Origin of the sequence: Pseudonocardia sp. NPDC049154 (genome assembly GCF_040648315.1) — a bacterium.
Classification (GTDB): Bacteria; Actinomycetota; Actinomycetes; order Mycobacteriales; family Pseudonocardiaceae; genus Pseudonocardia.
Window position 1 is genome coordinate 21,407 of the sequence record NZ_JBEZDN010000077.1, and the last position, 14,383, is coordinate 35,789.

At 74.2% G+C, this 14,383-nt stretch carries 11 protein-coding genes; 6 read left to right on the plus strand and 5 right to left on the minus strand.

The window, feature by feature from the left end; genetic code table 11:
* Positions 1-297: 297 nt before the first annotated feature.
* Both AB0B41_RS28760 and AB0B41_RS28765 read left to right on the plus strand, forming a co-directional pair.
* Positions 298-2,304 carry a primary-amine oxidase gene (locus AB0B41_RS28760; protein ID WP_358208779.1) on the plus strand — a complete coding sequence of 669 codons (2,007 nt, stop codon included), beginning with the start codon at positions 298-300 and terminating at the stop codon, positions 2,302-2,304.
* Complete coding sequence (locus tag AB0B41_RS28765; protein WP_358208781.1) at positions 2,301-3,851, plus strand: APC family permease; 1,551 nt, start codon at positions 2,301-2,303, stop codon at positions 3,849-3,851. The genes AB0B41_RS28760 and AB0B41_RS28765 overlap by 4 nt, the downstream gene beginning before the upstream one ends.
* Positions 3,852-3,869: 18 nt before the next feature.
* Here the strand turns inward: AB0B41_RS28765 and ppk2 are convergent, their stop codons facing one another.
* Together ppk2 and AB0B41_RS28775 are read right to left on the minus strand one after the other, a co-directional pair.
* A complete protein-coding gene (gene ppk2 / locus AB0B41_RS28770; protein ID WP_358208783.1) occupies positions 3,870-4,700 on the minus strand; it encodes a polyphosphate kinase 2 in 831 nt (276 codons plus the stop codon).
* Between the two features lie 48 nt (positions 4,701-4,748).
* Positions 4,749-7,151, minus strand: coding sequence for an HAD-IC family P-type ATPase (locus AB0B41_RS28775; protein WP_358208785.1), 2,403 nt, complete (start codon positions 7,149-7,151; stop codon positions 4,749-4,751).
* Between the two features lie 125 nt (positions 7,152-7,276).
* Between AB0B41_RS28775 and AB0B41_RS28780 the strand changes: the two genes are divergently transcribed.
* On the plus strand, positions 7,277-8,644 hold the full coding sequence (locus AB0B41_RS28780) for a gluconolaconase (RefSeq protein WP_358208787.1): 1,368 nt from the start codon (positions 7,277-7,279) through the stop codon (positions 8,642-8,644).
* Between the two features lie 145 nt (positions 8,645-8,789).
* Positions 8,790-9,791, plus strand: a complete 1,002-nt coding sequence (locus AB0B41_RS28785; RefSeq protein WP_358208789.1) for a zinc-dependent alcohol dehydrogenase family protein — start codon at positions 8,790-8,792, stop codon at positions 9,789-9,791.
* Positions 9,792-9,985: 194 nt separating this feature from the next.
* On the opposite strand, the gene AB0B41_RS28790 is transcribed toward AB0B41_RS28785, so the two are convergent.
* The 3 genes from AB0B41_RS28790 to AB0B41_RS28800 form a co-directional block, all read right to left on the minus strand.
* Complete coding sequence (locus AB0B41_RS28790; protein ID WP_358208791.1) at positions 9,986-10,513, minus strand: hypothetical protein; 528 nt, start codon at positions 10,511-10,513, stop codon at positions 9,986-9,988.
* A gap of 49 nt (positions 10,514-10,562) precedes the next feature.
* Positions 10,563-10,763, minus strand: coding sequence for a hypothetical protein (locus tag AB0B41_RS28795; protein ID WP_358208792.1), 201 nt, complete (start codon positions 10,761-10,763; stop codon positions 10,563-10,565).
* 101 nt (positions 10,764-10,864) lie between these two features.
* A complete protein-coding gene (locus AB0B41_RS28800) occupies positions 10,865-11,608 on the minus strand; it encodes a GAF and ANTAR domain-containing protein (RefSeq protein ID WP_358208794.1) in 744 nt (247 codons plus the stop codon).
* A 384-nt stretch (positions 11,609-11,992) separates the two neighbouring features.
* Between AB0B41_RS28800 and AB0B41_RS28805 the strand changes: the two genes are divergently transcribed.
* Positions 11,993-12,691, plus strand: a complete 699-nt coding sequence (locus AB0B41_RS28805) for a response regulator transcription factor (protein ID WP_358208796.1) — start codon at positions 11,993-11,995, stop codon at positions 12,689-12,691.
* A gap of 70 nt (positions 12,692-12,761) precedes the next feature.
* Positions 12,762-14,174: a HAMP domain-containing sensor histidine kinase gene (locus AB0B41_RS28810; RefSeq protein ID WP_358208797.1), complete on the plus strand. Its 1,413-nt coding sequence runs from the start codon at positions 12,762-12,764 to the stop codon at positions 14,172-14,174.
* Positions 14,175-14,383 lie beyond the last annotated feature (209 nt).

Below are 14,383 nucleotides of genomic sequence, written 5' to 3' on the forward strand. Positions count from 1 at the left end.
CAGCTCCACCGGGCAGGCGGAACCTGCACGAATTGTCGGAAAGATCCGATTCGGATTGTGTGGATCGTGCGGTGAGCGACGGATCGGCAGATTCCGCGAGTGGATTTCCGCCCCCCTTTTTTTCGCAGGTCACGGCTAGGATCGGAACGGTCGTGGGCAACCGCGCCGTCGCCCCTCCCCGGGCGACCCCGGTCACGCTCTGACTCTGATCGGGCAGGTGTCCCGCGCAGCACCGGCACACCTGTCCGTGGTCCGCCCCGGCGCCGACGTACCACGCCTCAACGACGAGGAGTACCGATGACAGTCAGCGCACGGCAGGCAACCGCAACGGCGAATCCCCTGGCACCGCTCGCTCCTGACGAGATCCGCCGGACCACGGAGATCCTGCGCGCCGAGCGACGGATCGACCAGGGGCTCCGCTTCGTGACCGTCACGCTCCACGAGCCCCCCAAGCGCGAGGTCCTCGACCACGGCCATGGCGACGGTCCGACTCCCGAACGGGCGGCCTTCGTCGTCCTGTACGACCGCCGTCACCAGCAGACCGTCGAAGCAGTGGTCTCGCTCGACAGTGGAGTCGTGGTCTCCTGGGAGGTGATCGACGACGTCCAGCCCAGTGTGATGCTCGAGGAGTTCTTCGGCGCCGAGGAGATCACGCGGTCCGATCCCCGATGGCAGGAGGCGATGCGCAGGCGAGGGGTGACCGACTTCTCGCTGGCGATGATCGACCCGTGGGCGGCGGGTTACGACATCGACGACCCCACGGGCCGCCGACTGCTCCGCCCGTTGACGTTCGTCCGCTCGCGGGAGGACGACAACGGCTACGCCCGACCGGTCGAGGGGCTGATCGTGCTGCTCGACATGGACAAGATGGAGGTCATCGACGTCCGCGACCACGGCGTGGTGCCGCTGCCGCCGAAGTCGGGCAACTACGCGCCCGAGCTGATGTTCGACGGCGACAACCGGCCGGGGTTCACCCGGCTGCGCGAGGACGTGAAGCCGCTGGAGATCACGCAGCCGGAGGGCCCGAGCTTCACCGTCGACGGGCACGCGGTGAGCTGGCAGAAGTGGCGGTTGCGGGTCGGCTACACCCCGCGCGAGGGCCTGGTGCTGCACCAGGTGGGTTACGAGGACCGGGGCCGGCTCCGGCCGGTGCTCTACCGCGCCTCGCTGTCGGAGATGTACATCCCCTACGGCGACCCCGCGCCGACGCACCGGATCAAGAACGTCTTCGACGAGGGCGAGTACGGGGTCGGGGTGCTGCTCAATCCGCTGACCCTCGGCTGCGACTGCCTCGGCGAGATCTTCTACTTCGACGTCACCGCCAACGACCAGGAGGGCCGGCCGGTCACGATCCCGAACGCCATCTGCATGCACGAGGAGGACCACGGGATCAGCTGGAAGCACACCGACTTCCGCACCGAGAAGGCGGAGGTCCGCCGTTCCCGCCGGCTGGTGATCTCCTGCATCGCGACCGTCGGCAACTACGAGTACGGCTTCTTCTGGTACCTCTACACCGACGGCACCATCCAGTTCGAGGTGAAGCTGACCGGCGTCCTCTCCACCGGCGCCCTGGCCGACGGCGAGGAACCGCGCCACGGCGTCGTCGTCGCGCCCGGTCTGTACGGGCCGCACCACCAGCACTTCTTCAACGTCCGGCTGGACATGCAGGTCGACGGCGACCGCAACTCGGTCTACGAGGTCGACGCCGCCGCGGTGCCGCCCGGGCCGGACAACCCGTACGGCAACGCCTGGGTGACGACGAAGACGCCGCTGTCGCGGGAGAGCGAGGCGCGGCGGCTGATCGACCCGCTGGTCGCACGCGTGTGGTACGTCGTCAACCCGAACGAGGTCAACGAGCTCGGCCAGCCGACCGGCTACAAGCTGATGCCCGGCGAGAACGTGCTGCCCCTGCAGCAGGAGGGGTCGCAGGCGTTCTCCCGCGCGCAGTTCGCCTACAAGCACCTGTGGGTCACCCGCTACGACCCGCGGGAGAACTACGCCGCCGGCGACTACCCGAACCAGCACGGCTCGCCGGGCGGGCTGCTCGAGTACCAGAAGGCCGACCGCCCGCTGGAGAACGAGGACGTCGTCGTCTGGTACTCCTTCGGCGCCCACCACGTGGTCCGCCCGGAGGACTGGCCGGTCATGCCGGTGACCTCCATCGGGTTCTCCCTCAAGCCGGTCGGGTTCTTCGACGGCAACCCGGCGCTGGACCTGCCGCGCTCCCCGGCGTGCCACGCCGGGAACGGACAGGCCGGGCACGGCGACGGACACCCGGCCCCGACGCAGGAGGTGACCGGGTGAGCGCGGCGGGAGCCGGATCGCACCCGGTCCACTCCGACACCGGGCTGGCCCACGGGACGATGAGCCAGCTCGACGTGATGGCGCAGTCGGTGGCGGGGATCGCCCCCAGCGCCGCGATGGCCACCACTCCGGCGCTGATCGCCCTCTACGCCGGGCAGGGGGCGTGGCTGTCCTACGTGGCGGCGACCGTCGTCGTCATCCTGGTCGGGCTGATCGCGACGCAGTTCGGGCGCCGGTTCGCCTCCTCCGGGTCGCTGTACTCCTACGTCGCGCGGGGCCTGGGCCCGGGCGGGGCGTTCGCGGCCGGATGGGGGCTCGTCATCGGCTACGGGTTCATCGCGATGATCGGAGTGGTCGGCACCGCCATCTACTTCGGCAGCTTCCTCACCACGCTGGGGCTGCCGGTCGGCGGCACGCTCGCCGTCTGCATCATCCTGGCGGTCGCCGCGATCGGGGCCGCCGCGTTCGCGATCATCGGCATCAAGATCTCCACACGCGTGGGGCTGGTCCTCGAGATCGTCTCGGTCGCCGCCATCCTGGTCGTGCTGATCGCCGTCCTGGTCGGCAGCGGGGCCCGCGACACCACGGCCCCGTTCGACCTCTCCACGCTGTCGTTCGACGGCGTGGCCTTCGGGATCGTGCTCGGCGTGCTCGGCTTCGTCGGGTTCGAGAGCGCCGCCAGCCTCGGCGCGGAGGCGCGCAACCCCCACCGTGCCATCCCGCGCGCCGTGCTCGGCAGCGCGGTGCTGGTCGGCGTCCTGTACGTCTTCGCGGCCTACACGATGGTGCGCGGCTTCGGCGACCCGAACGCGCTGAGCCAGAGCAGCGCGCCGATCAGCGACCTGGCCGGGCAGTACGGGCTCGGCGGTGTCGCCTGGATCGTCGACCTGGGCATCACGGCGTCGTTCTTCGCGGTCACGATCGCCTGCATCAACGCCTCGTCCCGCATCCTCTACACGATGGGCGAGGAGGACATCCTGCCGAAGGCGCTGGGGCGGGCGCACCCCACGTACAAGACCCCGCACGTGGCGATCGCCGTCATCGCGCCGGTCGTGCTCGTGGTCCCGATCATCCTGGTCGCCTCCGGGATGACGCCGCTCAACGTGATCACCTACACCGGCACGATCGGCACCTTCGGCTACATGCTGGCCTACCTGCTGATGGCCGTCGCGCTGCCGTTCTTCCTGCGGAAGCGCGACGAGTTCAACCCTGCGTCGGTGGTGCTCGCGGTCGTCGTCATCGCGGCGCTGCTCTACGTCTTCTACAAGAACGTGGTCCCGGTGCCCGACTACCCGCTCAACCTGATGCCGTGGATCTTCCTCGGGCTCGTCGTCCTCGGCCTGGCCTGGTACGCGGTGGCCCGGGCCCGCCGGCCCCAGCTCGTCGAGGAGGTCGGCACGTTCGAGGAGGAGCCGGTCCCGCCGCATGCCCGGCACCGGCACCGGGCGCCGGGCAGCGGTGGCCCCACCGCCCCCGCGGAGCCGACGTCGCCGCCTCCACCTCGGCAGACAGGATCCGACCGGCCACAGGACGACCGGCGCGACTAGCACGCGTTCATCCGTCGCTCAGGCGGGTGTCTCCTTCTCCAGCAGCGTCGCGACGTGGTCGGGGACGGCGCGCAAGAGCTCGCGGGGCGGGCGGACGTAGCCGCGGCCCTGCGGGCGGGCGGGGATCGCGAGCGGGGCGCGGACCACGGGTTCCCAGGGGATGCTGTCCAGCAGGTGGGCGATCATGTTCAGCCGGGCCCGGCGCTTGTCCTCGGACTCGACGATCGTCCAGGGCGCGGTGTCGGTGTCGGTGTGGACGAGCATGTCGTCCTTGGCCTGCGAGTAGTCGTCCCACCGGGCGATCGACTCGAGGTCCATGGGGGAGAGCTTCCACTGCTTCAGCGGGTTCTCGACGCGCTCGCGGAACCGCTTCTCCTGCTCCTGCGGACTGACCGAGAACCAGTACTTGCGGAGCAGGATCCCGTCCTCGACCAGCAGGTCCTCGAAGATCGGGCACTGCCGCAGGAAGCGCGTGTACTCGTGCGGTGTGCAGAACCCCATGACCCGCTCGACGCCGGCACGGTTGTACCAGGAGCGGTCCATCAGCACGATCTCGCCCGCGGCCGGCAGGTGGTCGACGTAGCGCTGGAAGTACCACTGGGTCCGCTCGCGCTCGGTGGGGGCGGGGAGGGCCACGATCCGCGCGACCCGGGGGTTCAGGTTCTCGACGACGCGCTTGATCGCGCCGCCCTTGCCCGCCGCGTCGCGCCCCTCGAAGATCACGACGACCCGCGCGCCCGTGTCCTTGACCCACTCCTGCAGCTGGACGAGCTGTCCCTGCAGGCGCAGCAGCTCCGCCTCGTAGAGCGCCCGCGGGAGGCGCTTCGGGGCCTTCGCCTTCTTCGTCATGGGTGCAGGGTCGACGAGCGGCGGCCGAAAGGGAACAACCGGGGACCGTCAGACGGCCGCCGAGCGGGACCGCACGAGCCGCCCGAGCACCTCGATGATCACACCCGCCACCGCGCCGAGCCCCACCCCGACGCCGACACGGAGCCACGTGACGTCGAGCAGGAACACCGTGTGGGACAGGAAGGGCACCGCCAGGATCACGACGACGGCCAGCGCCAGGCCGCCGACGAGCAGGACCTTCCATCGGTTGAAGGGGCGGGCGAACAGGGTGAGCGCCCAGAGCGAGGCGACGAGCACGGTCACGGTCGCCACCGTCTGCCCGGCCACCAGCCCGCCGGTGGGCTCGAGCCAGCGGATGGTGCGGTCGCCGGAGTACGCCGCGGTGCCGATCACCACGCCGATCGGCACCGCGGACCAGAGCACGCGGGGCAGGAAGCCCGGCACGTAGCGCCGCCGGTTCGGGGCCAGCGCGAGCACGAACCCGGGGATGCCGATCGTGACGGCCGAGATCAGCGTGAGCTGGATCGGCGCGAGCGGGTAGGCGGCCGCGGTCGCGATGACCACCAGCGCCATGAGCAGCGAGTACACGTTCTTGACCAGGAACAGGTTCGCCGCGCGCTCGATGTTGGCCATGACCCGGCGGCCCTCGGCGACGACGTCGGGCAGGTGGGCGAACCGGCCGTCGAGCAGGACGAGCTGCGCGACCGCGCGGGTGGCGGCGGCGCCGTTGCCCATCGCCACGCCGATGTCGGCGTCCTTGAGCGCCATGGCGTCGTTGACGCCGTCGCCCGTCATCGCGACGACGTGGCCGCGGCGCTGCAGCGCGCCGACGATGGCCCGCTTCTGCTGCGGCGTGACCCGGCCGTAGACGGGGTTCGCCTCGAGGACGTCGGCGAGTGCGTCGGGGTCCTCGGGCAGGGTCCGGGCGTCGACGGCGTCGGCCGCGGCGGTGATGCCCGGCAGCCCGACGGCGGTCGCGACCGCGCCGACGGTGCGCGGGTTGTCGCCCGAGATCACCCGCAGGGACACGCCCTGCTCGGCGAAGTAGCGCAGGGTGTCGGCGGCGTCGTCCCGGATCCGCTCGGCGAGCACGACGAGCGCCCGTGCCTCGAGCACCGGTGGGAGGACCGGGCCGTCGACCACGTCGTCCGCGTGTGCGAGCACGAGCACCCGCATCCCGTCCTCCGCGATCTTCCCGGCGGTCTCCAGCAGGTCCGCGGACCCGGGGTCGGCGGGCTCCGGCAGGACCATCTCGGGGGCCCCGAGCACCCAGGTGCCGTGCTCGCCGGCGCCCACGGCGGACCACTTGCGGTCCGACGAGAAGGGGACGTTCGCCGTCGCGGTCCACGAGGTGTGCGAGAAGACGGTGGCCAGCGCCGCCGCGGTGGCGTTGCCGCCCGGCTCCGTGCAGCTCAGCGCGAGCGCCTCGCGGACCTCGGCCTCGGCGAGCGGGTCCGCGTCCCGTGGCAGGACGAGCCGGTCGAACACGATGTCGCCGTGGGTGAGGGTCCCGGTCTTGTCGAGGCAGACGACGTCGACGCGGGCGAGCACCTCCACGGCGGGCAGCTCCTGCACGAGGGTCCGCTTCCGCGCCAGCGTGACCGCGCCGAGCATGAACGCGAGGCTGGTCAGCAGCACCAGACCCTCGGGCACCATCCCGACGAGCGCGGCGACCGTGCCGGTGACCGCGTCCTGCCAGCTGTCGGCGTCGCTGGTGCGGAACTGGCTCCACACCAGCAGCGGCGCGACCACGAGCATCATCACCGAGATCCACCGCAGGATGGTGTTCGTCCCGGAGATCAGCTCGCTCGGGGTGCGCGTGAACTTCTTGGCCTCGGCGGTGAGCCGGGTCGCGTACGCGTCGGCGCCGACGGCGGTGGCCCGGAACCGCCCCCGCCCGGCGACGACGATCGAGCCGGACCGCAGCTGGTCTCCCGGGACCTTGGCGATCGGGTCGGACTCGCCGGTCAGCAGCGACTCGTCGACCTCGAGCCCGGCCGACGCCGTGACCGTCCCGTCGGCGGTGACCTGGTCGCCGGAGCGGAGCTCGACCAGCTCGTCGGCGACAACGTCGGCGACCTCGATCTCGGCCACCTCACCGTCGCGCACCACGCGGGCGTGCGGGGCGTTGAGCACGGCGAGCCGGTCGAGTGTGCGCTTGGCGCGGACCTCCTGGATCACCCCGATGGCCGTGTTGGCCACGATGACCAGCCCGAACAGGCCGTTCTGCCAGCGGCCGGTGGCGGCGATGACGAGGAACAGCGCGAACAGCAGACCGTTGAACGGCGTGACGACGTTCGCCCGCACGATCTGCCCGACGCTGCGGCTGGTCCGGGCGTCGACGGCGTTCGTGCGGCCGGCGGCGACCCGCTCGGCGACCTCCGCGGCGGTCAGCCCGCGCTCACCCCACGGCGCCTCCATGACGGTGCCGCGTCCGAGTACGTCCTCCACGCGCTTCCCCCGCCCTTGCGCCGCCCCCGAGCCGTCCTCGGACCTGACGTGGCCGGCGTTACGCCCACCCGACGCCCGATACCCGACGATCGGTCCGATTCCGTCGGTCGGGGGAAGGGCTGTCGATGCGGCTGTCGTGTGCGTTCCGCCGGGTGCTCCCGCTCGTCGCGGCGGTCCTGCTGGCCGGGTGCTCCGCGTCGGGTGTCGGGCCCGGTACGGGGTCGCCCGCGGCGGGAGCGCCGACGGCCGCGGTGCCGGCGGGCCTCGTGCCGGTCACGGTCGCGGTCCCGCCGGGCCTCGACTCGGGGCCGTTCGACACCCCGCGGCAGGCCCTCGTGCCGCCCGGCTGGTCGATGTCCGTGTTCGCGCGGGTACCCGAGGCGCGGCTGGCGGCATGGGCGCCGGACGGGTCGCTGCTCGTCTCGGTCCCCGAGGAGGGCACGGTCGTGCGACTGGTGCCGGACGGGCGGGGCACGGCCACGGAGACGCCGCTGCTGGACGGGCTGAACCAGCCGCACGGCCTGACGTTCGCCGGGTCGACCCTGTACGTGGCGCAGAGCGACCGGGTCGACGCGTACCCGTACGCCGACGGCCGGGTGGGGACACCCGCGCCGGTCGTCACCGGTCTGCCGGACGCGAAGAGCCCCGACCTGCGGGGCCGCTACGCGCACGCGCTGAAGAGCGTGGCCGTGGGTCCGGACGGCGCCGTCTACGTGTCTGTCGGCTCGACGGGCAACATCTCGGCCGACGACCTCGCCGCCGACCCGCCGCGGGCGTCGATCCTGCGGGTGCCGCCCGGCGGTGGCGCGCCCGAGCCGTTCGCGGTGGGCGTCCGCAACGGGACCGGGCTGGCCGTCGCGCCGGACGGGGCGGTGTGGACCGCGGTGAACAACCGGGACAACATCCAGTACCCCTTCGACCGGGCCTACGGCGAGACGTCGGGCTCGGCGCGCGGCGAGGTCGTCGAGTCCTACGTGCGGGACCACCCGGCCGAGGCCCTGGCCCGGCTCACTCCCGGGCGCAACCTCGGCTGGCCGTACTGCAATCCCGACCCGGACGTGCAGCCGGGCGTGCCGGGCAGCGCGCAGGTCCTCACGGACGTCCCGTTCGCCCGGGACGTGCAGACCAACCCGGACGGCGCCGCCCTCGACTGCGCCGCGCTGCCGCGGGTCGAGCAGGCGCTCGGGGGCCACTCGGCGCCGCTCGGACTGGCGTTCGTCGACGGCGGCCTGCCCGGTGAGTTCGCCCGCGGGGCCCTGGTCGGGGTGCACGGCTCGTGGAACGCCGAGCCGCCGCGGGCGCCCGAGGTGTCGTTCTTCCCCTGGCAGGACGGCGGGCTGGGGCCGCAGCAGACGCTCGTCGGCGGCTTCCAGGAGGCCGACGGCTCCCGCTGGGGCCGCCCGGTCGCCGCGGTCGCCGGCCCGGACGGCGCCGTCTACGTCACCGACGACGACGCCGGCGCGGTCTACCGGCTGGCCCCGCCGGAGCGGTGACGACGGCGCTCCGCCGGGGCGGTGCCGACGGCGCTCCCGCCGCGGTGGTGAGCCTCGCGGTGATCTCCGTCGAGGGACCAGCGGCCTGCAGCGACGGGACGCGCGACCATTCCCCTGTGGACCTCCGGCACGCCATGCTGACGGGATGAAGGCGTGGATCGTGCGGCGACCGGGGCCGATGACGACAGGCCCGCTGGCCCAGGTGGACCGGGAGGACCCGGAACCGGGCGCCGGCGAGGTCCGTGTCCGGGTCTCCGCCTGCGGGGTGTGCCGGACGGACCTGCACCTGGCCGAGGGGGACCTCGCCCCGCACCACCCGGGCACGGTGCCGGGGCACGAGATCGTCGGCGTGGTCGACGCGCTCGGGACGGGGACGCGCCGGTTCGCGATCGGCGACCGGATCGGGATCGCCTGGCTGCGCGGGACGTGCGGGCGCTGCCGGTTCTGCCGGGCCGGCCGGGAGAACCTGTGTCCCGACGCCCGGTTCGCCGGCTGGGACGCTGACGGCGGCTACGCCGAGTACGCCGTGGTCCCCGAGGCGTACGCCTACGCCCTCCCGCCGCAGCTCGACGACGCGACGGCCGCCCCGCTGCTGTGCGCCGGCATCGTCGGCTACCGGGCGCTGAAGCGGGCGGAGCTGCCGCCGGGCGGGCGGCTCGGGATCTACGGCTTCGGCGCGTCGGCCCACGTGGTGGCGCAGGTCGCCGTCGCGCAGGGCGCCACCGTGCACGTGCTGACCCGCTCGCCGGAGGCGCGGGAGCTGGCGCTCGCGCTCGGTGCCGCCTCGGCCGGCCCGGCGGACGCGGAGCCGCCGGAGCCGCTCGACGCCGCGATTACCTTCGCCCCCGTCGGCGGTCTCGTGCCGGTCGCGCTGCGGGCCCTCGACGCCGGCGGCACCCTGGCGATCGCCGGCATTCACCTCACCGACGTCCCGGCGCTGGACTACGAGCGCGAGCTCTTCCGGGAGAAGCAGCTGCGCAGCGTCACCGCCAACACACGGGCGGACGGCGAGGAGTTCCTGCGGCTCGCGGCCGCGCTCGACGTCCGGCCCACCGTCGACCCCCGGCCGCTGTCGACGGCGGACCGCGTCCTGGCCGACCTGGCGGCGGACCGGATCACGGGCGCCGCCGTGCTGCTGCCCGGCTGAGGAGCCGGGCCCGCCGGAGCCCGCTCGACAACGCCGATCGACAGCGCGCCGGTCGGTGGCGCCGGCCGGTGGCCCCGGTCGGGGGCGCCGGTCAGTAGCGCCTGGCCAGGCGTCGGGAGGTGCGCCGGGCGGCCCGGCGTCCGCTGCGCCTGGCGATCCGCCGGTTCGGTCCCAACATGGCTGTCCCCTCGCCGTCAGACCGTGTCGGCCGAGGTCGCGACGAGTGCCTCGGCCTCCTGCTGTCCGACCAGTCCGACCTGGACCAAGTCGAGCGGGCTGATGAACTCCGAGGCCAGCCGCATGCCGCCGGCACGGGCGACGGCGTCGCGGAGCGGGATGGCCCAGCGGTGCTCCAGCAGGACCAGCGCCGCCGCGGTGTTCTCGGGGATGTCGGCCAGGACGTCCCAGGCCTCCTCGTCGAGCAGCTCCGTGCCCCGGGCCGCCGCGGCCTCCCCGAGGGCCGCGCCCTCCTCCGGCGTGAGCCCGGCCCCGACCCCGACCAGGGCACCGACGACCGCGCCGAACTCCTCCCGCTCGGCCTCGTCGAGCTGGGTCTCCTTCAGCACGCTGACCTCGCCGCCGACCGCCTTGTGCACGGCCAGGAAGTCGATCACCCGCACCGTGTCGTCGGCGCGGAGCCGCTCGAGCTCCGCGCGGATCTCGCCCTGGAAGTTCGGGTGGTCGAACCCGAGTACCAGCATCTGGACCGGTCCGATCGTCATGGGCCCTCCTCCTGTTCGTCGTCCGTCGAGACCGCGCGGGAGGGGCGGCTCACCGACCGCCGACGGCCTGGTCGACCACGATCGCCAGGCGGGCGAGCAGCTCCTCGGACTCGGCCCGGGTGATCAGGCCGTGCTGCGCCGCCTCCCGCACGTCGGCGCACAGGACGGCGATGAGCACGCTCGCCCGGTCCCCGTCCTCGGCGACCGGCCGCAGGTAGGGGTGTCCGGGGCCGGCCAGGGGTCGTGCCATCCGTCGCCCTCCCTCGACACCGGCGCCGCCGCGCCGCCGTCCACGATGGGCACGGCGCGGCGGGCGCACCTCGCCCCGACGGGGTGAGGGACGGGCGGGGATCAGAGCTCGCCGCGGCGCTGGGTGAGGGTCTCGGCGATGCGGGCGAGCTTGACGTTGAGCGACTGCGAGGCCGACCGCAGGATCCGGAAGGCCTCCTCGGCGTCGACGCCGCGGCGCTCCATGAGGATCCCCTTGGCCTGGCCGATCACGTCCCGGCTGCGCACGGCCTCGGCCAGCTGGGTGACCTGCAGCTCGGCGCGGGTGGAGGCGAGCGAGCCGGCGACCGCGGTGGAGGCGTGCGCGGCCAGGACCAGGGCCGCGTCGCGGTCGGCCTGCTCGAGACCGCCCGGGCGCCGGGAGTAGATGTTGAGCGAGCCGATCCGCGGCGGGTCCTGCGCGGGGAACAGGCCGACGGCCAGCGCGCTCCCCACGCCCAGCTCGGCGGCCGCGGGGCCCCACTTCGGGAACTCCTTGCCGGCGGCGAGGTCCGCCGAGAAGGCGAAGCCGATGCCGGGCACGCGGCTGGCGTCGAGGCAGGGGCCTTCGTCGAACTCGTTCTGCAGCTCGTCGAGCCGCACACCCACCTGGTCGGTGGTGGCCGGGGTGTCGAGGGTGCCGTCCCGCGACCGCAACGAGACGCTGACGATGTCCGCGCCGCTCACCACGCGCACCGCGGCCTCGGCGATGCGGTCGAGCACGTCCTGCACGGTGGGCGCGTCGAGCAGCTTCTCGGAGAGCGAGACGAACTCGGCGACGAGCGGGGGAGGTGCCCCGAGGTCGCCGTAGCGGTCGTGCTCCGACATGGTGTCCCTCCTGCTCGCGGTGCGGGCATGTCGAGCGTACGCACTTCGCCCGGTCCTGCCGGATGGGCGTTCCCCTGGTACCACGGCTGGGGGCGATCACACCGGGGAGCGAAGGATCGGCGGACGAGCGGCCGCCAGGCGGGGAGGGCCGGCCGGCCCGTGTCCCGGGGGCGGGCCGGGGCCGCTGATCGTTGGGGACGGCTCCCGGCCCGGACAGGTGGACGGGGGAACCTTCCACCTGCTGTGTGTGTACCGAGCGCCGGAGAGCGCGGGCAAGGCCCACCCGCCGGGAGCCGCAAGATTTTGCCGTCGGCTAACCGACCTCTCAGCAGGCTCGTACGTTCGCGGCCCGCGAACCCCCCGTGCGCCCGGGATGATGGCGTCGTGAGCGCGCACATCCTCCTCGTCGAGGACGACCGGGGCCTGGGGGAGGGCCTGGTCGAGAGCCTCACGCAGCACGGGCACGAGGTGGTGTGGGCCCGCACCGGCCGCACCGCCCTCGACTGGGCCGGTGCGGGGGAGCCGCCCGACCTCGTGCTGCTCGACCTCGGGCTGCCCGACGTCGACGGCATCCGGGTCTGCCGGGCATTGCGTGCGCTCTCCGCCGACGCCGTGGTCGTGATCCTGACGGCGCGGGGCGCGGAGATGGACGTCGTCGTCGGGCTCGACGCGGGCGCCGACGACTACCTCACCAAGCCCGTCCGGCGCGAGGAGCTGCTCGCCCGGGTCCGGGCGCACCTGCGCCGCGGGCGGCCGGGGCCTGCCGGCGAGCCCGTGCGGCTCGGCGACCTCGAGCTCGACCTGCGGGAACGCCGCGTCGCCGTGGCCGGTCGCGAGGTGGCGATGCGCGCGAAGGAGTTCGACCTGCTGGAGCGGCTGGTCCGCGACCCCGGGGCCGCGCTGAGCCGCCGGACCCTCATGGCCGACGTGTGGGACGACCACTGGGGCGGGTCCACCAAGACCCTCGACGTCCACGTCGCGGCGCTCCGTCGGCGGCTGTCCGGGTTCCCGGCCGGCACCCGGCTGCCCCGGATCCGCACGCTGCGCGGGCACGGCTACCGCCTCGACCCGCCGACGGCCTAGCCTGCACCCCTCCGCGACGGCGAACCGGTGCCACCGGCGAGGGGCCGCCGCGACCCGCGTGGGGCTGGGGGTGACCGTGCGAGGGACCACTCGCGTCCGCACCCGGATCGTCTCGCTCTCGGTGGCGGTCGCGGCGATCGCCGTGACGCTCTTCGGCGTGCCGCTCGGCCTCGGCCTCGCCCGCTACGCCGTGGCCGACGAGGGCGTCGCGCTGCAACGGCTCGCCGACCTGACCGCCGCGGCGGTGCTCACCGATCTCGCCCACGACCGCGTCCCCGCGGTGCTGCCCGTACCGGGGACGCCCGGGACCACCGTCGGGCTCTTCGACGACGACGGCCTGCTCGTGGCCGGCGACGGCACCCCGACGGGCGACGAGCACGTCGCGGCCGTGCTCGCCGGCGCCGGTCCGCAGGTCGTCGAGAGCGGCGCGGATCTGGTCGCGACCGTGCCGGTGCTCGGCGAGCACGAGATCGTCGGCGTGGTCCGGGCCTCGCACCCGGTGTCGGCGGTCTACACCGCGCTGGTGCCGATCTGGCTGGGCATGCTGGGCCTGGCCGCGCTCGTCCTGGCCGCGGCGTGGGTCATCGCGCGGCGGCAGGCCCGGCGGCTCGCCCGTCCGCTGGAGGAGCTGGCGGTCCTGGCCGACCGCCTCGGCGACGGCGACTTCGGCGTGCGGCCGCGGCGGGCCGGGCTCGCCGAGGTCGACGCCCTCGGCGCCGCGTTCGTCGGGACCGCCGCCCGGCTCGACGAGCTGCTCGCCCGCGAGCGGGCGTTCTCGGCCGAGGCGTCGCACCAGCTCCGGACGCCGCTGGCGGCGTTGCGGCTGCGGCTGGAGAACGCCCGGGCGGACGCCGGTGCGCGGCCGGGCGCCGACGTCGGTCCCGCGCTCGACGCCGCCGTCGTCGAGACGGAGCGGCTGACCCGCACTGTCGAGGAGCTGCTGGACCTCGCGCGCTCGCGGGGCGGGGGCGGACGCGGCCCGGTCGACCTGCACGCCGTGCTCGACGAGGTCACCGAGACCTACCGGCCCCGGCTGGTCGCGGAGGGCCGCACCCTCGAGGTGGACCTGGACGGGGCGGGCGCCGACGAGCCCGGGTGCGGAGAGACCGCGGTCGTGGGGTCGCGGGCCGCGATCGGCCAGGTCCTGGCGGTGCTGCTGGACAACGCGCTGCGGCACGGCGGGGGAGCGGTCCGGGTCGGGGTGCGCGAGGTCGGCGACGCGGTGGCGGTCGACGTGGGCGACGAGGGGCCCGGCTTCGCCGACGGCCGTCCCGAGCGGAACGGCCGCGCGCCGGGCACAGAGACGCCGGCCGACGGCATCGGCCTGGGGCTCCCGCTCGCCACCCGGCTTGCCGAGGACCAGGGCGGCCGGCTGGTCGTCTCGCGGGAGAGCCCGCCGGTGATGACGCTCTTCCTGCCGCTGGACGACGGCGAGGGGCAGGGCGGGGAGCCGGCGGACGGTGCGTCCCGCCCGCCGCGCTGACGGCCGTGCGGGCCCCGAGCCCGGCCGGAGCCGGTACCGTCGGCCCGCTCCGTGCCACTCGGGCCGGTGCGGGCCGACGCAGGAAGGGAACGACGCCGGGCATGGCCGACACCCCCGCCCAGCCGGACGACCGCCGGGAGACCACGACCGCGGGCGGCCCCGACGGCGATGTCGCCGGCGGCGCGCCCGTCGCGGTGGCGTCCGGTCCG